Source organism: Bacillus sp. NEAU-CP5 (genome assembly GCF_026420705.1).
GTDB classification, from domain to species: Bacteria; Bacillota; Bacilli; order Bacillales; family Bacillaceae; genus Bacillus; species Bacillus velezensis.
On the sequence record NZ_JAPMOV010000003.1, the window covers coordinates 196,775 to 215,371 of the forward strand.

Genomic DNA, 18,597 nt, shown 5'->3' on the forward strand with positions numbered 1-18,597 from the left:
GGGGGAAAAAATTCAAAAAAGTAATGATGAAACCCTTTAATAAACCTTAAACATTTCATAGTTATCTTTATAGTACGACATAATAAAGTCACGAAAATTTCTTACCGAAGAAGATAACAGCTTATGTCTCATCCAAGATAAGCCGACTGGATATGAAGCAGAGTGATCAGTCACTTTTATAAAATTCAGCCCCAATGTTCTGCAAACTGAAATAGGAAGCAACGCCACACCTTGATCCAGCTTTATAATCTCGACCAGTAAATGAGAATCTGCCTCAAACGCAATATTTGGGGTGAAACCAGCTTTCTCACAAAGCGAGGCTGTAAAACCGCTATACTCTTCATTATTAGCAAGGGTAATAAATGGTTCATTGGCGACAAGGCGTAAAGAAATTTCTGTTTTACCCGTAAATCGGTGGTTTGAGGGCAAAGCCAGAACAATATCTTCATTTACCAGCACCCAACTCTCTATCTCTTCATCTTGAATCGGATGACCTGTTATTCCTAAATCAATGTCCCCTTTTTTTAAACTAGTTATGATCTCGCTTTTAACTCCGATTGCTTGGAGAATTTTTGATTGAGGGGAGCGGTTGATATATTCACTCATCAGTCCTGCAAGGAATCTTGGATTGGAAATAGATATTCTGATGGTGTCAAAAATTTGATGTTCCTCCAATTGAATTTCTGTTTGTGCATTTTCAATCTCAGTAAAAATCCTGTTTACATGTTTTAAAAGAATTTTCCCTGCTGAACTCAGCTTAATATTTCTGCCTTTTCTCTCAAACAAAGTTGTTCCCAGTTCATTCTCAAGTCTTTTTATAGTGAGACTTAAAGAAGGCTGGGCAATCTTTAATTGTTCTGCCGCTTTAGAAATATGTTCAGTATAGGCAACTGTCTGAAAGTATTTTAGCTGCAGCAATTCCATCTGTCTGCACCCCCCTCATTTATTTCAATAAATATATATATACCTTATTATGTATTGGATTAAATGTAAATGCGAATGTAAGATAATAGCATAGTTAAATTGAAAAAACATAAAAAAGAAAAAGAAAGGGGTCTCATACTATGAAAATTGATGTGAATAACATTGTTAAAAATTTAAACACACCTTTAACATCACCTGCTTACCCCGTGCCAACCTATAAATTTGTTAACCGGGAATATCTTAATATTATTTACCGAACGGATGAAAAAGCTTTACGTGCGGCAGTGCCAGAACCTCTTGAAATTACTGAACCTTTAGTGAAATTCGAAGTGATGTGGATGCCCGATGTTTCCGGACTTGGCGCCTATACAGAGGCAGGACAAGTCATCCCTGTCAGCTTTAATGGTGAAGAAGGAGATTATGTACATTCTATGTATGTTGACAATTTCCCGGCTATTGCAAGCGGACGGGAACTTACTGCATATCCAAAGAAATTGGGTGCCCCTAAGCTGTATATAGACTCTGATACTCTTGTTGGCACATTGGATTATGGCAGTCTTCGTGTGGCAACTGCGACTATGGGATATAAACATTTAGAAATGGACAAGGAAAAAGCGAAAAGGGAAATTTGCCGACCTAATTTTATGGTTAAGATTGCTACTGATTACAATGGTGATTTAAGGGTTTGTGATTTGGTGCGAACGCAAATAACGAATATAGAAGTTAAAGGTGCCTGGACTGGACCGGCGCGGCTTCAATTATTTGAACATGCTCTGGCACCTCTTGCAGATTTGCCTGTATTAGAAGTTGTTTCAGCATCTCATATCCTTACAGATTTAACCTTAAATGCAGCACAGCCGGTTTATAACTACTTAGAGGAAAAATAAGGAGCGTTGACAATGAGAATTGCAGTTTTAGGAGCAGGTTCTTTAGGAACCATAGTTGGAGCATATCTTTCTGCTGGCGGAATGGATGTCGAATTGATTGATTCGTACAAAGAACATGTAGATACTCTAAATCAAATAGGTGCTAAAGTAGTTGGTACAACGGAATTTCAAGCAAAGGTGAAAGCCATTACCCCTGAAAACAAATCAGGCAAGTATGATTTAATATTACTTCTGACGAAACAATTATATAATGATTCCATTCTTAAAGAGTTACTGCCTTTTTTAAAGGATGACAGTGTAGTATGTTCCTTGCAAAACGGTATACCTGAACAGAAAGTTGCTTCGATCGTTGGTGATGAACGTGTTATTGCAGGTTCTGTTGAATTTGGTGCTACGTTTATTGAACCGGGCGTATCCAGACTTACAACTGAATATACTCAATTTAAAGAGTACGCTTTTCAAATTGGAGAATTACATGGTGAAACAACAGAAAGAATCCTGCGTATTAAATCGGTTTTAGACCTTATCGGCGGAACACATATTTCCGATAATTTAGTTGGAACGAAGTGGTCAAAATTACTTATCAATAATGCATTCAGTGGTTTATCGGCAGCATTAAACGGAGAATACGGAGACATTCTTGACCATGAAATCGGCATTGTTAGTGCAGTCCATATCGCAGATGAGACGATTAAGGTGGGACACGCCAATGGTGTCAAATTTGCGAAAATGGGCGGCCTTGATTTAGAATCTTTGGAATTAAGAAGTGAAAATGATATTCCTGAACGTATCCAAACATTTAGGTCAGCCATGGAACCATCTAGGCTCCTAAGAGCAAGTATGCTCCAGGATCTTGAGAAAAAACGCAAAACTGAAATTGATTATATTAATGGAGTTATTCCCAAAATGGCAGAAGGTACTGGCATTTCAACACCTTTTCATGATTTGGTTGTGGCACAAGTCAAATGTGCCGAGGAATCCCAAACAGTGCCCAATTTTGATACAAATATAAAAGCATTTGAAGAGTTATTACGTAGCCGAAAGGAAATGTGATATATAGGAAAGAGAGAAAGGGATTGCTGCGGCGGTCCTTTTTTCTTGGTTCAGCAAGCGGAAGAAATATACGTAAACAAACGGGTGCATTAGTTACATTAAAGTTCTTCGCCTATGAATTGAACGAAGCCTTTATTGATTCCTTTTCAGCAAAAAAAAGCTTCCGGCACCTCTCTTTGATGCCGAAAGCTTTTTTATTGTTTTTTTCTGTGTGCTTCATTGAGCTGTTTAATATGCTGTATCGCAGCTTTGATGCCCTCTTTGGCGTCCGGGTAGGATTGATTCCAATGTTTGACGAGCGGAGGCATGCTTTTTGCGATATGTGTATACAAAATCCACTGCCTGACTTCTTCCTTTACATCCGGGTTTGTTTCGCCAAGCAATAGTTCCGTGTATTTCTCAAGCAGGCCGTCCAGCTGCTGCTGCAGTTTCTCTTCCATACCGTTCCCTTCCCTTTTTCATGATTATGACAATCGGGCGGTGAGGGCCGCTTCCTGCACGATACATCTGCCGCGTCCGTGCGGAATGCAAAGCGGCGTGCCGAACAGCGGATCTTGCGTTACCTGGCAGTTCATCGCAAAGACCTGCTGTACAAGCTCGCAAGTGATGACTTCTTCGGGACGGCCCTCTGCGTAAATCTGTTTATCCTTAATGGCGACCAGATAATGGGCATAACGGCATGCCAGATTGAGGTCGTGCAGCACCATGACGATTGTGCGTTTTTCTTTTTCATTTAATTCAAACAGCAAATCAAGAATTTCAATTTGATGCGTCATGTCGAGATAAGTTGTCGGCTCATCAAGCAGAATGATATCCGTATCCTGAGCGAGTGTCATCGCAATCCATGCGCGCTGGCGCTGTCCGCCTGACAAGGAATCTACCGGACGGTCGGCCATTTCCTCAAGCTTCGTCGCTTTAAGCGCTTTTGCGACTGCGTCTTCGTCCTCTTTGGACCATTGCTTCAGCCAGCTTTGATAAGGGTATCTTCCCTGCTTCACAAGCTGATGCACCGTCAGGCCTTCGGGAGCTGACGGACTCTGCGGCAAAATAGCGAGCTCTCTTGCCACTTCCTTCGTCGGAAGCTTAGCGATGGCTTTTCCTTCTAAAAGCACAGAACCGCCCCTCGGTTTCATCAGCCGGGCCAATGAACGTAAAAGTGTCGATTTTCCGCAGCCGTTGCTTCCGATCAATACAGTGATTTCGCCTTTTGGAATCGCCACATCCAATTCGTCAATGATAACAGTCTCTCCGTACCCTAAGCTCAGCGTCTCTGTAGAAATTGCACTCATACCGCTAACCGCTCCTTTTTTGAGTTTCCCAACACTATGTATATAAACAAATTGCCTAAACATTCAACGTGAGATCATGATTATATTGTAACAGAAATTAATGACTCTGAATATCATTATCAATTAGTTTTGGGCAAAAAAGCAGCGGACGGCGGTTATTTTTTTATTTCCGTCATTTCTCCATCGTTCTTTTTCAGTTTCAGATAAAAATGGTCATAGCGGCTGTCCAAATTAAAAGCCGAGAGCACCTGCCGGACGATCTCGCTTTCCTGCATCCGGCTGTTTACGGCAAGTTCTCCAAGGATCATCTTCATTTCATCAAGCGCTTCCTCGCCCTCTCTGTGAACCCCTGAGAGCTTGTCCCGGATGTCCGCCTTTTCATGACCGCCTTTTCTTTCATACAAACCTTCATAGCGGTTATGCTCCCCGGCTCCGTAGTTGACGCGAAGGGAAAAGCTGCTGTAAGGAACCGGCTTCGCGGATGACACGGGTGTGCTGTCTTGTTCCGCTTCCCGTTTTTCTTCATTCAATCGGCAGCCGGCAATCAGCATCAGCGTAAGACATAAAACGCCCGCCGTCCTGAACCATTTCATGCGATTCACTCCCATTCCATTCCGATCGTTTTTAGGTATTTCCAAGGGAGGCGGCTGTCATTCATTAAACAAAAAAGAACCGGAGCGGTAACACTCCGGCCGGTTCATCTCAAGATTATCATTCAGTCAGCTCTAAAAATTCCTGCACATCCTGTACGGCAAGGCGGACCGCGTCTTCCCAAAACGACCGTTCCGTCAGATCCGCTCCAAGGTGCTTCATCGCCAAATCCTCAACAGTCATCGAAGCCGTGTCACACAAAAGCGCGATATATTTTTCTTCAAAATCCGCTTTTTCCCGAAGAGCTCTTGCATATATTCCAAGCGAAAATAAATAACCGAACGTATACGGAAAGTTGTAAAACGGCACTCCCGTAATATGAAAATGCAGTTTTGACGCCCAGAAATGAGGGTGGTATTCCCCTAATGAATCGCAAAACGCTTCTTTCTGCGCCGCTTCCATCAGTTCATTCAGTTTCTCAGCCGGAACGACGCCCTGCTTCCGCTCTTCATAAAAACGCGTTTCAAATAAAAATCTCGCATGAATATTCATAAACATGGCTACGCTTCTTTGAATTTTATCTTCAAGCAAGAACAGCTTTTCATCCTTTGTCTCCGCTTGTTTCAAAGCGGCGTCGGCGACGATCATTTCCGCAAAGGTCGAGGCTGTTTCAGCGACATTCATAGCGTAGGCTCTGTTCAGCTGCCGCACTTGAAGCATGGCCTCCTGATGGAACGCGTGACCGAGCTCATGCGCCAGCGTCGATACATTCGAAGCGCTTCCGGAAAACGTCATAAAAATCCGGGATTCTCCGCTGTCGGGAAAACTGGTGCAGAAACCGCCGACCCGTTTACCGCTGCGGTCTTCCGCTTCTATCCACCGATCACGGAACGCTTTTTCCGTAAATGCGGACAGCTTTTTGCCAAACGTCGAAAATTGGCTGACGATCAGATTAGCCGCTTCATCATATGTGTATTCTTTCGGAGCCTCGCCGATCGGTGCGTCCACATCATACCAGTTCAGCCGCTCAAGCCCTAAAAGAGATGCCTTTCGATTCAGGTATTCAGCAAAAGGCTTTTTATGGTCGGTAATGACCTGCCACATGACATCCAGCGTTTCTTTTTTCATCCGGTTGATCGCAAGCGGCTCTTCCAAAGCGCTTTTCCAGCCCCGCGCTTTATAGATTTCCGTGCGGAAGCCGGCCAGATGATTCAGCGTGCTGCCGAAAAGCTCCTCTTCTCCTTTCCACGCTTCATTAAGCTCTTTGAACACTTGATGTCTGATGCGGCGATCCGGGTGCGCCATCATATTTTCCGCTTGACCGACCGACAGCTCTTTATCCTCAAATGGAATCTTCATTCTGCCGACAGCCGCATTATACAAGTCGCCCCATGCGTGATAGCCGTCAACGGCCAGACCTTCAATCAGCCTTTCTTCTGAAGCGCTGAGCTTCTCTTTGACCCGGTCTCTTCTTTCATTTAAAACATATGTGAGATCCTGAAGTTCCGGTTTTTGCAGCAGCTCCTCCCAGACCCGCTCGTCAATCCGGGCAAGTGTATCGTCAAGGGTGACCAGAGCGGATTTAAAATCACTGCTCAGCTGATTGATCCGCGCCCTCCATTCATTCGCTTTCTGATCATGAGTGTTCTGAGCCTGAAGACAGCCGACGAACGCTCCCGCCTGCCTGATCATGATCGCTGACCGTTCAAACCTATCAATCAGATTGATCAGCTCCCGGCTTTCATCCGCATGCGCCGGAACTGTAAATGCTTCAACCGCATGTTGAAAAGCGCTTAGATGCTTTTTGAGCTCTTGTATGTATTGCTGAAACTCTTCCGACCGGCTCCCGCCCTCAAAAATGGAGTTTAAATCCCATGTTTCCTTCAATCCCTCTAATGCCATCTTTTCTTTACCCCTTTCTATCCGAAGCTGACTCCATTATAAAACAATTCTGACATATTTCCGAACGATTTCTCCTTCTTTCCGCGAGATGATATACACTAAAAGATAAGCACAAACGGGGAGGATTATAAAATGAACAGAAAAATTGCCATTGTAACCGGCGCGACGAGCGGATTCGGGCTGCTGACAGCGCTGAAGCTCGCCCGGTCTTATCACGTCATCGCAACAGCCAGACAGCCGGAGAAAGCTGAAATACTGAAAAAGGCCGCCGCTCAAGCGGGTGCATCCGAACATGTTACGGTCGTTTCTTTAGATGTGACAAATGAGCAGTCGGTGTCTGACTTCGGGAACACCATCAGCGGTTTCGGACCGATTGATCTGCTCGTCAATAACGCCGGCACTGCGTACGGGGGGTTTATTGAAGATGTACTGATGGAACATTACAGACAGCAGTATGAAACGAATGTATTCGGCCTGATTCACGTCACAAAAACCGTGCTGCCTTATATGCGAAAACATGGCGGGGCAAAAATCTTCAATATCAGCAGTATCAGCGGACTGACCGGTTTCCCGGCTCTATCTCCGTATGTCTCTTCCAAATTCGCGGTTGAAGGGTTTACAGAAAGCCTGCGCCTCGAACTGCTGCCTTTAGGAATTGATGCCGCTTTAATAGAACCGGGCTCCTATAAAACGTCTATTTGGGAGACGTCTCTCTCCAATCATCTTACGGCACCCGGCAAAGATTCGCCCTATTACCGCTATTATCAGCAAATCGAAGCTTACTTCAAAGCCAACGCATCCAAAAGCGGCGATCCTGATGACGTAGCAGAGCTGATTTATCAATTGGCACAAAGGAAACGGCTGAAGAAACTGCGGTATCCGATCGGCAGGGGCGTTAAGCTGACATTGGCTTTCCGCTCACTCTTTCCGTGGTCCGCCTGGGAATCGATTATAAAGAAAAAGCTGTTCACTTAAACTAAATTATAATAATTATAATTTAGTATTGATTTTTATTTGATATGTGGTACAATTAAATTAACAGATCACAGGGAGGACGATGAATATGAATACACAAAACGCGAAAAAAACTGAAACTCTTGTTGAGAAATCAATGAACACACAATTATCAAACTGGTTTATCCTTTACTCTAAACTGCACCGCTTCCATTGGTACGTAAAAGGCCCTCATTTCTTTACGCTTCATGAAAAATTTGAAGAACTGTATAACGAAGCGGCGGAAACGGCGGATGCCATCGCAGAGCGTCTTCTGGCCATCGGCGGACAGCCTGCGGCGACTTTACACACTTACCTTGAACAAGCTTCCATTACGGATGAAGGCCAGGAAAAAACGGCTGCTGAAATGGTGGAATCACTGGTTCAAGACTATAAACAAATCAGCCGCGAATCAAAATTTGTCATCGGCATCGCCGAGGAACAAAATGACCCGTCAACTGCCGACCTGTTTGTCGGATTAGTTGAAGAAGCGGACAAGCATGTGTGGATGCTGTCAGCCTACTTGGGAGAATGACGAAAAAAGCTGAACCTCAGTTGAAGGTTCAGCTTTTTTTATGCGTTCAGCTTGCGCTTTCGGTTTGTTTCGTTAATGTGACGTTCAGCGTCTTTTTGCTTCCGTTTCTGAGCACTTGAACAGTCGTTTTATCGCCGATTTTCAGCTGGTTATATAGGATCTGTCTGATATCGGCGCTGCTGCCGACATCTTTGCCGTTCAATTGTACAATGACGTCATTTGATTTAATGCCCGCTTTCGCAGCCGGTGAGCCGGATTGCACTTCTTTTACGTAAACACCCTTAGACAGCTGGTCGCCGAACAGTCCGAGCGTGTTTTCCTGATAGGTTTCCGGCACTTGCGACATGTCAATCATCTGCACACCTAAAAATGGGCGCTCGACTTTTCCTTTTGCAAGCAGCTGGTCGACTATCGGTTCTACATCATTGCTTGGAATGGCAAAGCCGAGTGACTCCACGCCGTTTTCACTGACTTTCATGCTGTTGATCCCGATGACCTGGCCGCTTGAGTTGATTAACGGGCCGCCGCTGTTTCCGGGGTTAATCGCCGCATCCGTCTGAATCACGTTCATTTCCACTGTGCCTTGGGATGTATCGGCATCTACCGTTCTGTTCAGCCCGCTGATGACACCTTGTGTGACGGTGCCGGAAAACTGCTGGCCGAGCGGGTTGCCGATGGCAATCACTTTATCGGCAATGCGGAGCTTGGAGGAATCCCCGAAGCTGGCTGCTTTTTTGACATTGGACGAGCTGATTTCCAATACGGCCAAGTCACTGATGGCATCCTTTCCGACAAGCTTTGCCGTTTCGGTTTTCCCATTGTAAAGAGTGACCGACAGTTTGTTCGCCCCTTCTACGACATGGTTGTTTGTAATGATGTACGCTTTTTCGCCGTCTTTTTTGAAGATGACGCCTGATCCCGTGCCGCTCTCCGTTTCAGAGCTTGAACCGCCGTCAAGTCCGAACTGGCTGCTTTGCGAAGCTTGGTAGTTGGACACTCCCACAATCGCGGGCTCCAAATCTTCTACCATATCCGCTACGCTTGAGGTATTTTTCAAAGGCGTTGACGTAAAATTCGAAGACTGAACTTGTTTCGTATCAGAAACGGCTTCTGTCTTATGCTGCTCACCCGGCAGGTTCGGCACAATGCCAAGCACGAGGCCGCCGCCGATAATGCCGCCTAAAACCGGGCTCAGCCAAGCGGCTCTCCGTTTTTTTTCTTTTTTCACTGCAGCCGTTTTTTCAAATTCCGTACCCGCCGCCGTCTCGTTTTCCGCTTTTTTCGAGACGGGCTCTTCAAGCAGCTCGGGCTCCTGATGGCTGATCTGCTGCTGTTCATTTCTGTTTTGTTCCGTATGTGAAAGATCTGACTGATCGCGGCTTCTGCCGTCATCTCGATGATCATTCATATTCACGCACACTCCTTCAGCATGTTTTCATTCTATCGATTACATATTCATCGCATGTACAAATTCTATTGTCCCAATAATAAGGAGAAAAGCAAAGCTCCAAAACAAAATGTGTTTGAACATGTTATCTTCCCCGCTTTTTTTCTTCCTTTCTTCCCTTATACACATCATAAACAAACATTGTGGGATAAAAATGAAAAGAATATGTGAAATTATGAAAATGCGGCTTGAGTGTGTTAAAACTAGTATAATGACGTTGAAAGGATGTGAAATGCCTTGTCATACACCATTTATCTAGTTGAAGATGAGGATAACCTGAATGAACTGCTCACAAAATATTTAGAGAATGAAGGCTGGAACATTACATCTTTCACAAAAGGCGAAGATGCCAGAAAGCAGATGCAGCCGTCTCCCCACTTGTGGATTCTTGACATCATGCTGCCGGATACGGACGGCTATACATTGATAAAAGAAATAAAAGAAAAAGATCCCGATGTGCCGGTCATTTTCATTTCCGCGCGGGATGCCGATATTGACAGAGTCCTCGGGTTAGAGCTTGGAAGCAATGATTATATCGCCAAGCCTTTTTTGCCGAGAGAGCTTATTATACGGGTCCAGAAGCTGCTCGAGCTCGTGTATAAAGAACAGCCCGCTCCCAAAAAAACCGGCATCACCGTTTCTTCCTACAATGTGATCGAAGATGCCCGAGAGGTTTATGATGAAACCGGCAGCCTGGTCAATTTGACGTCTAAGGAATTTGATCTGCTGCTTTTATTTCTTCACCATAAAGGACACCCCTTTTCCAGGGAAGACATTCTGCTGAAAATATGGGGCCATGATTATTTCGGCACTGACCGGGTGGTCGATGATCTTGTGCGGAGGCTGCGGAAAAAAATGCCCGGATTAAAGGTTGAGACCATTTACGGATTCGGCTACAGGATGATGACGTCATGAAAAATAAGCCGCTTGCTTTTCAAATATGGGTGGTCATCTCAGGCATCCTCTTAGCCATTTCGATTCTGCTGCTCGTGCTGTTCTCAAATACGCTGCGTAATTTTTTCACGGATGAAACGTATACGACCATTGAAAATGAACAGCATGTACTGACGGAGTACCGGCTGCCCGGATCGATCGAGCGGGGATATTACAGCGAGGATGCGACCGCTCCGACGACTTTCCGATCCGTTCAGCACGTTCTTCTGCCTGAACGGGAGGAATCGGCCAGTGACAAAGACTTGAACTACTTTTCTTCTTCCTTTATCCATAAGGTGTACAAGCTCGCGGGCCGTCAGCACAGCGTCACGAAACGATACAGCGCGGACATCAGCGGGGAAAAAGTATTTTTCGTCATTAAAAAAGGCCTCACCATTAACGGCCAGGATGCGATGATGCTGTCTTACGCCCTTGATTCTTATCGTGATGATCTGGCATTCACCCTGTTCAAGCAGCTGCTCTTTATCATTGCCGGCGTGATTTTGTTAAGCTGGATTCCGGCGATTTGGCTTGCCAAATATCTCTCGCGGCCGCTCGTTTCCTTAGAGAAGCATGTCAAACGGATTTCAAAACAGGATTGGGATGATCCGGTCATCGTCGACAGAAAAGACGAAATCGGAAAATTAGGCCATACCATTGAAGACATGCGGAGCAAGCTGGTGCAAAAAGACGAAACGGAAAGAACGCTCCTGCAAAATATCTCTCATGATTTAAAAACGCCTGTCATGGTGATAAGGGGCTATACTCAATCAATAAAGGACGGGATTTTTCCTAAGGGGGATTTGGAAACCACAATTGATGTCATTGAAGGCGAAGCAGAAAAACTTGAGAAGAAAATTAAGGATTTATTATATTTAACGAAGCTTGATTATTTAATGAAGCAGCGGGTGCACCATGAGACATTTGACATTGTGAAGGTCACGGAAGAAGTCATTGAACGGCTCAAATGGGCCCGGAAGGAATTATCGTGGACCGTTGAAACAGAAGATGCATTAATGATGCCCGGTGATCCGGAACAATGGAGCAAACTTCTTGAAAACATTCTCGAAAATCAAATCCGCTATGCAGAAACGGCGATTCACATTCGGATCAGCCAAAATCAGCAGCAGATTGTCATGACGGTTGAAAATGACGGGCCTCCGATTGAGGATGAGATGCTATCCAGCTTGTACGAGCCTTTTAATAAAGGGAAGAAAGGCGAGTTCGGCATAGGACTCAGCATCGTAAAACGGATTTTAACCCTGCATAAAGCATCAATTTCAATTGAAAATGGCCAATCAGGTGTAATCTACCGAATTATCATACCAAAGTAGACTGTAGTGTTTCATTGCAGTCTTTTTTTTATGTGAAGGAGTAGCCGTTAAAATCTCTGTAGTTTGTTTTCAGCGTTTTTTGGCATTGATGAACCCATTTCTTTTCACAAATTGTCTTTTTCGGATATTTCACCTTTTCGACTTTAATTCCTCTGTTTCGCAAGCGGCTGATCATTTCATCTAATTCTTTCATTTTCAGATTCACCCTTTCGCCAGAACTTTGACCATTCGGTCAGCTCACTTTATAATATAAATAAAACAAAACAAAAAAACAAGTTACAATCAGGTTAAATTTACGGAATATCAATATGACCATATAGTCATACATGAGAAGCACAAGCCAGCCTCCTGGCTCCGAAAGGGTGGAACCATTGAAGGAAAAAGAAAAGCTGATCATTGAAGCAGCAATCAAACTGTTTGCCCGAAAAGGGTACAAATCTACATCGGTTCAGGAAATCGCCGATGAATGCAAAATCTCAAAAGGCGCTTTTTATCTTTACTTTCCTTCCAAAGAAGCACTGCTTCTATCCATGCTGAATTACTACTATGATAAAACGTTTACCCGAATCACGACGATCCAAACGGAGGGTGACAGTCCGAGAGCCGCTTACCAAAAACAGCTTGCGGTGTTTTACGAATCGATTCTCGCCCATCAGGATTTTATTACCATGCAGATGAAAGACGGTTCACTTCCTTATACCGAAGAAGCGGCGCAGTGCGGAAAGAGAATCCGCCGGTCGATCCTGCAGTTTCATATCGACAGTCTTCTTGCTATTTACGGAGAAAAAGCTGAACCCTACACAGCCGAGCTTTGTTTTTTAATAGAAGGAATCAGTCAGATGTATCTTGAGTATCTGATTCTGACCGGCCGGTCCGTACAGCCTTCGCTTCTGGCAAATACCGTGATTCACAGAATTGATGACATCGTAAACGGAATGGCGGACAGACATGATGAAGCATTTATTTCTCTTGATGAGGCAAGCTCACTGTTTGGGCCCCTTCATAACGGGCAGCCCGATCCTTTAAGTCAATCGATCTTGCAGACCCTTCGCACGCGCATCGGCACGATGGACAAGGCGCAAGCATCTGAATTCACCGAGAGCTTGGATATTCTGGAAGCGGAAATGAAGAAAAAGTCGCCGAAACCGGCAATCATCAAAGGAATGATTTTGAATTTGAAGGAATCCGACCTGCTGGCTGAAGATGCAGAACAGCTCAGATTTTTACTGAAACAGCAGTTTATTTAGAAGAACGGCCGCAATGACTGCAGCCGTTCTTTCTTTTATGCTTTCGGATGCACCATATCTTCCGGACGCACCATTTCATTAAATTGTTCTTCTGTCAGAAGGTTCAGCTGTAATGCCGCTTCTTTCAGTGTCAGGCCTTCTTTGTGGGCAAGCTTGGCGATTTTCGCGGCGTTTTCATAACCGATGTGCGGGTTAAGCGCCGTAACAAGCATTAATGAGTTAGAGAGATTTTCCTGAATCGTCTCTTGGTTCGGCTCAATACCGACAGCGCATTTGTCATGGAAGGAATTCATTCCGTCACTGAGCAGCTGCACGGTCTGCAGGAAGTTATAAATAATAACCGGTTTGAAGACATTCAGCTCGAAGTTTCCTTGGCTGGCCGCAAATCCGATTGTCGCGTCATTTCCCATCACTTGCGCGGCGATCATTGTCAGCGCCTCACTTTGCGTCGGGTTGACTTTGCCCGGCATGATAGAGCTTCCCGGCTCATTTTCAGGAATGACGATTTCGCCAATTCCGCAGCGCGGGCCGCTAGCCAGCCATCTGACATCGTTGGCAATCTTCATCAGGTCGGCAGCCAATGCTTTTAACGCGCCGTGAACGTAAGTGATTTCATCATGGCTTGTCAGCGCATGGAATTTGTTAGGCGAACTCTTGAATGTCTGCCCCGTTACTTTTGTGATTTCTTCCGCGACGAATTCACCGAACTGCGGATGGGCGTTGATTCCCGTGCCGACTGCCGTGCCTCCGATGGCAAGCGCGCGGATTTTTTCCGTTGACTCAAGAATCATTTCTTTCGAACGGTCAAGCATGTATACCCAGCCGCTGATTTCCTGTCCGAGCGTCAGCGGAGTGGCGTCCTGCAAATGCGTGCGTCCGATTTTCACAATATCCTGATAAGCTTTCGCTTTTTCATCAAGCGTCGCGCGCAGCTGATCAAGCGCCGGAACGAGCTGCTCATATACGGCAAGAACCGCCGCAACGTGCATCGCCGTCGGGAATGTATCGTTTGAACTTTGGCTGCGGTTAACGTCATCATTCGGATGAATCTTCAGCTCGGAATTTTTTTCTTTCAATAAAGCAGTCGCGCGGTTGGCCACCACTTCATTCATGTTCATGTTGCTTTGCGTGCCGCTTCCCGTCTGCCAGACAACGAGCGGAAAGTTATCGTCGTATTTGCCGTTTAAAACATCGTCACATACAGCGGCAATCGCCTGTGCTTTTTCAGACTCTAAGTTGCCGAGGCGTTCGTTCGCGATCGCTGTGCTTCTTTTCAATATTGCAAACGCCTTCACAACACGCTGAGGCATTTTTTCTGAACCGATTTTGAAGTTCTCTTTGCTGCGCTGTGTCTGAGCGCCCCAAAATTTATCTGCCGGAACTTTAACTTCTCCCATGGTGTCTTTTTCAATTCTGTAGTCCATTTATGTATCCCTCCATAACAGTTGCTTCACCCTGAGTATTATTCGCCAGTAACAGATGAAACCCTTTTTATTTTTCGGCCTTGGCCGTTTTTAATTTCAGCTCAAGATAGACGCGCGAATCCTTAGAGTATTTATACTTCGGATTTGTTTTACGGTATTCTTTCGACGTGTAAGCCACTTCGTAATGCGCTTCAAATGATTTGATGAGCTGTTCAATTTCTTCGGCATTTCCTGCCAGTCTGACTTGTGCCACATCTCTCCTCCGCTTTCATAAAAAAACTTGTACCATTAAATACTTTATCATAGTATATCATTTTTTTAACAGGAAAAGATAACCTCAATTAAGGATTGGAAGGCGGGTGACTGTCGATGGCGCAATCGGAATTCAAGGAATACATACACGTTAATCTGGCACTGGTGCTTCCCCACGTAGAGCAGAATGATGACCTGGTTCAAAATAAAAAGATGCTTCCGAACGGGCTTGTTTTTTATTATATGTATCTGAGTGAAATGAACGACGAAGACAAAATAAAAGAAGCGATTGAAACGCTGCTTCGGGAGGAAGACACTCTGACGCTGGATACGGTGGCGAAACGTCTTGATAAAATCGACGCCCGTCCCGTCTTTACGTCGAAGGAAGCCGTCATCTCCATTCTGCGGGGAAAATGCGCCGTGTTTATTAACGGACTTGACAGCGTATACATTTTGTCCACGGGAAAAAGAGAAAAAAGAAGCGTGAATGAACCCACATCCGAAAAGGTCGTAAGAGGTCCGAAAACCGCCTTCATAGAAGATTCTGATACAAACGTCGCCATGATCAGGCAGCGCACGAACCATCCGAAGCTGAAAACGAAAAAGGTTCCGATCGGAGAAAATAAGTTAAAATACGCCACGATCATGTACATAGATGATAAGGCGGACCCGTCTGTCGTCAGCGATGTTGTAAAGCGCCTCAGCGAAGTGAAGATGGACGACATCCAGGATTCCGGAACGCTTGAGGAGCTTATTGAGGATAATAAGTATTCGCCCTTTCCGCAAATACAAAATACGGAACGGCCTGATAAAGTCTCTTCCGCCTTGTTCAACGGCCGCGTCGCCATCCTTGTCGACAACTCGCCGTTTGCGCTGGTGGTCCCGGCTTCTTTAGGAATTTTAATGCAGTCGCCCGATGATTATTATGAACGGTGGATTTCCGCCTCGCTCATCCGGGCGCTGCGGTTTACGTCTATTTTTATCACGCTGTTTTTTTCGTCCATTTATATCGCCCTCGTTTCGTTTCACCAAGGGCTGCTGCCGACGACGCTCGCAGTCACCATCGCGGCGAACAGAGAAAACGTTCCCTTCCCGCCTATCATTGAAGCGATGGTAATGGAAATTACGATAGAGCTGCTGAGAGAAGCGGGCTTGAGGCTTCCCAGCCCGCTCGGCCAGACGATCGGATTGGTGGGCGGAGTCGTCATCGGCCAGGCTGCCGTTGAAGCGAATATTGTCAGCTCCATCATGGTCATCGTGGTCAGCATTGTCGCGCTCGCTTCATTTACGGTGCCGCAGTACGGGATGGGTCTGTCGTTCCGTGTGCTCCGTTTCATTTCGATGTTTACCGCGGCAGCTTTCGGGCTGTACGGCATGATTTTATTTATGCTGGCGATCTACACTCATTTATCGAGACAGCGAAGCTTCGGTTCTCCGTATTTCTCGCCGAATGGATTTTTCAGCTTAAAAAACGCAAACGACTCTATTCTCCGTCTCCCTATTAAAAATCAACCAAAAGAGGCGAAAAACATAAATGAGCCAGAAAACAACTCACAATAAGCTTACAAGCTATCAAGGGACAGCATTGATTTCAAACACGATGCTCGGCGCGGGACTCCTCACCATGCCGCGTGCGCTGTCAGCAAGGGCAAATTCGCCGGACGGCTGGATCGCGTTATGTCTGGAAGGCGTCATCTTTATCTTTTTGATTTATCTCAATACGCTCATTATGAAAAAGCATCAGTACGGATCATTATTTGATTATATGAATGAAGGACTCGGCAAATGGGCGGGAAATATCGTCAATCTTATGATCTGTCTCTATTTTATAGGAGTCGCCAGCTTCGAAGCCCGGGCGATGGCGGAAATGGTCAAGTTCTTTTTATTGGAAAGAACGCCCGTGCCGGTCACGCTGTTTATCTTTATCGCCTGTTCCGTTTATTTAATTATCGGCGGCATGAGCGATATCGGCAGGCTCTTTCCTTTCTATTTAACGATTACGATCATTATTTTGCTGGTGGTGTTTTCCTTCAGCTTTAAAATATTTGATCTGGACAACCTGCGGCCGGTGCTCGGGCAGGGTTTTTCTCCCGTTATGGCTTCCTTGACCGTCGTTTCTGTTTCCTTCTTGGGAATTGAGATTATGCTGTTTCTCCCCGAGTACCTCAAAAATAAAAAGCACACATTCCGCATGTCGGCCATGGGCTTTGGCATCCCGATTATTTTATACATCATTACCTACGTTCTCGTCGTCGGCGCCTTAACCACCCAAGATGTCAAAACAATGATCTGGCCTACGATCGCGCTCTTTCAATCATTTGAAATCAAAGGGCTTTTTATTGAAAGGTTCGAGTCCTTTTTGCTTGTTGTCTGGATCATCCAATTTTTCGCCACCTATGTCTCGTACGGGTATTTCGCGACATCTGGCCTGAATAAAATTTTCGGGCTGAAGCAGAAAAAAGGGATTATCTTCGTAGGGATTGCGACATTCTTCGGATCATTGATGCCAAAAGACGGCAACAAGCTGTTGATGTTCAGTGATATTCTCGGCTATATCTTCTTGGTTTTCTTTTTGCTGCCTTTACTGATGTTTGGAGTCGTCGCTGTGAAAAGGAAGGTGAAAAAAGCGCAATGAAGACATACATCGTAATCATCCTTTGCACATTGCTTTTGGCCGGCTGCTGGGACAGCCGCAATTTAGAAGACTTGAGCCTCGTTATCGGAGTCGGGCTCGATAAACCCGAGGAAGAAAACGTGGAAGTGACACAGCAGATTCTGGTTCCGCAAAAAGCAAGTTCCCAGCAGTCGTCGTCAGGCAATACGACAAAGGTGACTTCCACTCCCGGGGAAACCGTCCATCAAGCTTTAAGGACGGCATCGTTAAAAAATCACCCCGCATTCTCCCAGCACTTGCGCATCATGCTGTTTTCCGAAGCGCTGTTAAAGGATCACATCCCGCTTGACGCATTGATGAACCAATTTATCAGGGACAACGGTACGAGAAGAAGCTGCAATGTGATGACGGTGCCGGATAAAACGAAAGATATTTTCAAAATCAGTGACCAGGGAGAACCTGCGTCAAATACGATCTATGACTTAACGGAGAATAATTCGGTCACCATCCGGATGATGGCGCCCGTGACATTGGGGGAAATATCAGAGAAAATCGCCAAAGGCGAGACCTTTGCCCTTCCTCAAGTGCGCCAAGTGGGCAGCAGACTGGAAATCTGGGGCGCTACCATTATTAAAAATAAATTCTGGTATGCGAATTTAACGCCTTTACAAGTCCAGAATATGAACCTGTTCACAGGCACGGTAAAGGGAGGCGTCACGTTTGCAAAGCATGACAATCATTATTTATCCTTCGAAGTATTTTCCAGCAAATATAATGTAAAAACAAAATATAAAAATGGAAAATTCAAGTTTATCGTAACCCGGTTTGTTGAAGGCCGTCTGTCTGAGGATTGGAACCCGAAAGAAGATTCTTTCAAGGAGTCCTATATAAATGAAATCAAAAACGCGGTAAAACGCAGCATTCATTCAGATGTCATGGCATTCATTGATTACATGCAGCATGAGTTGAAAGTGGATATTACCGGGTTAGGCGATCAAGTCCGGATTCATTATCCCGATAAATGGAAAAAGATATCCTCTGACTGGGATCATCACTTCAGTGAATCGGATATTGAATACAAAGTCAAAGTCGCCATCAGGGATTTCGGAACAAAGGGAATGTCCCAATGACCCCGTCCCTCGGGAGAGTGTGCTGGCGCCGCTCTCCTTTTC

18 protein-coding genes and 1 pseudogene are annotated in these 18,597 nt (G+C 45.2%); 10 read left to right on the forward strand and 9 right to left on the reverse strand.

Features of this window, described 5'->3' with window-relative positions; all coding sequences use genetic code 11:
• Positions 1-36: 36 nt before the first annotated feature.
• Positions 37-924 carry a LysR family transcriptional regulator gene (locus OTK50_RS11035; RefSeq protein WP_221664080.1) on the reverse strand — a complete coding sequence of 296 codons (888 nt, stop codon included), beginning with the start codon at positions 922-924 and terminating at the stop codon, positions 37-39.
• A gap of 140 nt (positions 925-1,064) precedes the next feature.
• Between OTK50_RS11035 and OTK50_RS11040 the strand changes: the two genes are divergently transcribed.
• Both OTK50_RS11040 and OTK50_RS11045 read left to right on the forward strand, forming a co-directional pair.
• The gene (locus OTK50_RS11040) at positions 1,065-1,811 is read left to right on the forward strand and encodes an acetoacetate decarboxylase (protein ID WP_221664079.1); all 747 of its coding nucleotides are present in this window, start codon (positions 1,065-1,067) and stop codon (positions 1,809-1,811) included.
• Between the two features lie 12 nt (positions 1,812-1,823).
• Complete coding sequence (locus OTK50_RS11045) at positions 1,824-2,864, forward strand: ketopantoate reductase family protein (RefSeq protein WP_101669748.1); 1,041 nt, start codon at positions 1,824-1,826, stop codon at positions 2,862-2,864.
• 194 nt (positions 2,865-3,058) lie between these two features.
• Here OTK50_RS11045 and OTK50_RS11050 read toward each other — a convergent pair.
• The 4 genes and pseudogenes from OTK50_RS11050 to OTK50_RS11065 all read right to left on the reverse strand — a co-directional run bounded on the left by OTK50_RS11050 (position 3,059) and on the right by OTK50_RS11065 (position 6,646).
• Positions 3,059-3,326 (reverse strand): annotated as a pseudogene (locus tag OTK50_RS11050) (YusU family protein).
• A 2-nt stretch (positions 3,327-3,328) separates the two neighbouring features.
• Complete coding sequence (locus OTK50_RS11055; protein WP_012118397.1) at positions 3,329-4,153, reverse strand: ABC transporter ATP-binding protein; 825 nt, start codon at positions 4,151-4,153, stop codon at positions 3,329-3,331.
• Positions 4,154-4,308: 155 nt separating this feature from the next.
• Positions 4,309-4,746, reverse strand: a complete 438-nt coding sequence (locus tag OTK50_RS11060; RefSeq protein ID WP_221664078.1) for a YusW family protein — start codon at positions 4,744-4,746, stop codon at positions 4,309-4,311.
• Positions 4,747-4,864: 118 nt separating this feature from the next.
• On the reverse strand, positions 4,865-6,646 hold the full coding sequence (locus OTK50_RS11065) for a M3 family oligoendopeptidase (RefSeq protein ID WP_224223793.1): 1,782 nt from the start codon (positions 6,644-6,646) through the stop codon (positions 4,865-4,867).
• Between the two features lie 132 nt (positions 6,647-6,778).
• Here OTK50_RS11065 and OTK50_RS11070 point away from each other — a divergent pair, with 132 nt between their 5' ends.
• Together OTK50_RS11070 and OTK50_RS11075 are read left to right on the forward strand one after the other, a co-directional pair.
• Entirely contained in the window at positions 6,779-7,621 is an 843-nt protein-coding gene (locus OTK50_RS11070; protein WP_221664074.1) for an oxidoreductase, read from the forward strand.
• An 88-nt stretch (positions 7,622-7,709) separates the two neighbouring features.
• Positions 7,710-8,174 carry a Dps family protein gene (locus OTK50_RS11075; RefSeq protein ID WP_038459773.1) on the forward strand — a complete coding sequence of 155 codons (465 nt, stop codon included), beginning with the start codon at positions 7,710-7,712 and terminating at the stop codon, positions 8,172-8,174.
• A gap of 46 nt (positions 8,175-8,220) precedes the next feature.
• On the opposite strand, the gene OTK50_RS11080 is transcribed toward OTK50_RS11075, so the two are convergent.
• Positions 8,221-9,582 (reverse strand): S1C family serine protease, encoded by a 1,362-nt coding sequence (locus OTK50_RS11080; protein ID WP_221664072.1) that lies wholly within the window; start codon positions 9,580-9,582, stop codon positions 8,221-8,223.
• A gap of 276 nt (positions 9,583-9,858) precedes the next feature.
• On the opposite strand from OTK50_RS11080, the gene OTK50_RS11085 reads away from it, so the two are divergent.
• Complete coding sequence (locus OTK50_RS11085) at positions 9,859-10,536, forward strand: response regulator transcription factor (RefSeq protein ID WP_007613651.1); 678 nt, start codon at positions 9,859-9,861, stop codon at positions 10,534-10,536.
• Positions 10,533-11,888: a sensor histidine kinase gene (locus tag OTK50_RS11090; RefSeq protein WP_007613652.1), complete on the forward strand. Its 1,356-nt coding sequence runs from the start codon at positions 10,533-10,535 to the stop codon at positions 11,886-11,888. Before OTK50_RS11085 ends, OTK50_RS11090 begins: the two co-directional genes overlap by 4 nt.
• A gap of 28 nt (positions 11,889-11,916) precedes the next feature.
• Here the strand turns inward: OTK50_RS11090 and spxO are convergent, their stop codons facing one another.
• Complete coding sequence (spxO, locus tag OTK50_RS11095) at positions 11,917-12,081, reverse strand: anti-adapter protein SpxO (protein ID WP_139790836.1); 165 nt, start codon at positions 12,079-12,081, stop codon at positions 11,917-11,919.
• Positions 12,082-12,259: 178 nt separating this feature from the next.
• On the opposite strand from spxO, the gene OTK50_RS11100 reads away from it, so the two are divergent.
• The gene (locus tag OTK50_RS11100) at positions 12,260-13,135 is read left to right on the forward strand and encodes a TetR/AcrR family transcriptional regulator (RefSeq protein ID WP_014305782.1); all 876 of its coding nucleotides are present in this window, start codon (positions 12,260-12,262) and stop codon (positions 13,133-13,135) included.
• Between the two features lie 35 nt (positions 13,136-13,170).
• On the opposite strand, the gene fumC is transcribed toward OTK50_RS11100, so the two are convergent.
• Together fumC and OTK50_RS11110 are read right to left on the reverse strand one after the other, a co-directional pair.
• The gene (gene fumC / locus OTK50_RS11105) at positions 13,171-14,559 is read right to left on the reverse strand and encodes a class II fumarate hydratase (RefSeq protein ID WP_014418844.1); all 1,389 of its coding nucleotides are present in this window, start codon (positions 14,557-14,559) and stop codon (positions 13,171-13,173) included.
• A gap of 67 nt (positions 14,560-14,626) precedes the next feature.
• Entirely contained in the window at positions 14,627-14,812 is a 186-nt protein-coding gene (locus OTK50_RS11110; protein WP_003151806.1) for a YvzF family protein, read from the reverse strand.
• Between the two features lie 116 nt (positions 14,813-14,928).
• Here OTK50_RS11110 and OTK50_RS11115 point away from each other — a divergent pair, with 116 nt between their 5' ends.
• Genes OTK50_RS11115 through OTK50_RS11125 form a run of 3 tightly spaced genes read left to right on the forward strand, consistent with a single transcriptional unit; the run spans position 14,929 to position 18,555 of the window.
• Entirely contained in the window at positions 14,929-16,371 is a 1,443-nt protein-coding gene (locus OTK50_RS11115) for a spore germination protein (protein ID WP_224223794.1), read from the forward strand.
• Positions 16,346-17,446, forward strand: a complete 1,101-nt coding sequence (locus OTK50_RS11120; protein WP_032876583.1) for a spore germination protein — start codon at positions 16,346-16,348, stop codon at positions 17,444-17,446. The genes OTK50_RS11115 and OTK50_RS11120 overlap by 26 nt, the downstream gene beginning before the upstream one ends.
• Positions 17,443-18,555, forward strand: coding sequence for a Ger(x)C family spore germination protein (locus OTK50_RS11125; protein ID WP_012118406.1), 1,113 nt, complete (start codon positions 17,443-17,445; stop codon positions 18,553-18,555). The genes OTK50_RS11120 and OTK50_RS11125 overlap by 4 nt, the downstream gene beginning before the upstream one ends.
• Positions 18,556-18,597: the final 42 nt, after the last annotated feature.

Excerpts from the sequence above, each read along its gene's own strand:
- OTK50_RS11055 (WP_012118397.1), bottom strand. The coding sequence starts at position 4,153 with ATGAGTGCAATTTCTACAGAGACGCTGAGCTTAGGGTACGGAGAGACT.
- OTK50_RS11115 (WP_224223794.1), top strand. The coding sequence starts at position 14,929 with ATGGCGCAATCGGAATTCAAGGAATACATACACGTTAATCTGGCACTG.
- OTK50_RS11125 (WP_012118406.1), top strand. The coding sequence starts at position 17,443 with ATGAAGACATACATCGTAATCATCCTTTGCACATTGCTTTTGGCCGGC.
- OTK50_RS11065 (WP_224223793.1), bottom strand. The coding sequence starts at position 6,646 with ATGGCATTAGAGGGATTGAAGGAAACATGGGATTTAAACTCCATTTTT.
- OTK50_RS11035 (WP_221664080.1), bottom strand. The coding sequence starts at position 924 with ATGGAATTGCTGCAGCTAAAATACTTTCAGACAGTTGCCTATACTGAA.
- OTK50_RS11090 (WP_007613652.1), top strand. The coding sequence starts at position 10,533 with ATGAAAAATAAGCCGCTTGCTTTTCAAATATGGGTGGTCATCTCAGGC.
- OTK50_RS11080 (WP_221664072.1), bottom strand. The coding sequence starts at position 9,582 with ATGAATGATCATCGAGATGACGGCAGAAGCCGCGATCAGTCAGATCTT.
- fumC (WP_014418844.1), bottom strand. The coding sequence starts at position 14,559 with ATGGACTACAGAATTGAAAAAGACACCATGGGAGAAGTTAAAGTTCCG.
- spxO (WP_139790836.1), bottom strand. The coding sequence starts at position 12,081 with ATGAAAGAATTAGATGAAATGATCAGCCGCTTGCGAAACAGAGGAATT.
- OTK50_RS11060 (WP_221664078.1), bottom strand. The coding sequence starts at position 4,746 with ATGAAATGGTTCAGGACGGCGGGCGTTTTATGTCTTACGCTGATGCTG.
- OTK50_RS11120 (WP_032876583.1), top strand. The coding sequence starts at position 16,346 with ATGAGCCAGAAAACAACTCACAATAAGCTTACAAGCTATCAAGGGACA.
- OTK50_RS11075 (WP_038459773.1), top strand. The coding sequence starts at position 7,710 with ATGAATACACAAAACGCGAAAAAAACTGAAACTCTTGTTGAGAAATCA.
- OTK50_RS11045 (WP_101669748.1), top strand. The coding sequence starts at position 1,824 with ATGAGAATTGCAGTTTTAGGAGCAGGTTCTTTAGGAACCATAGTTGGA.
- OTK50_RS11040 (WP_221664079.1), top strand. The coding sequence starts at position 1,065 with ATGAAAATTGATGTGAATAACATTGTTAAAAATTTAAACACACCTTTA.
- OTK50_RS11070 (WP_221664074.1), top strand. The coding sequence starts at position 6,779 with ATGAACAGAAAAATTGCCATTGTAACCGGCGCGACGAGCGGATTCGGG.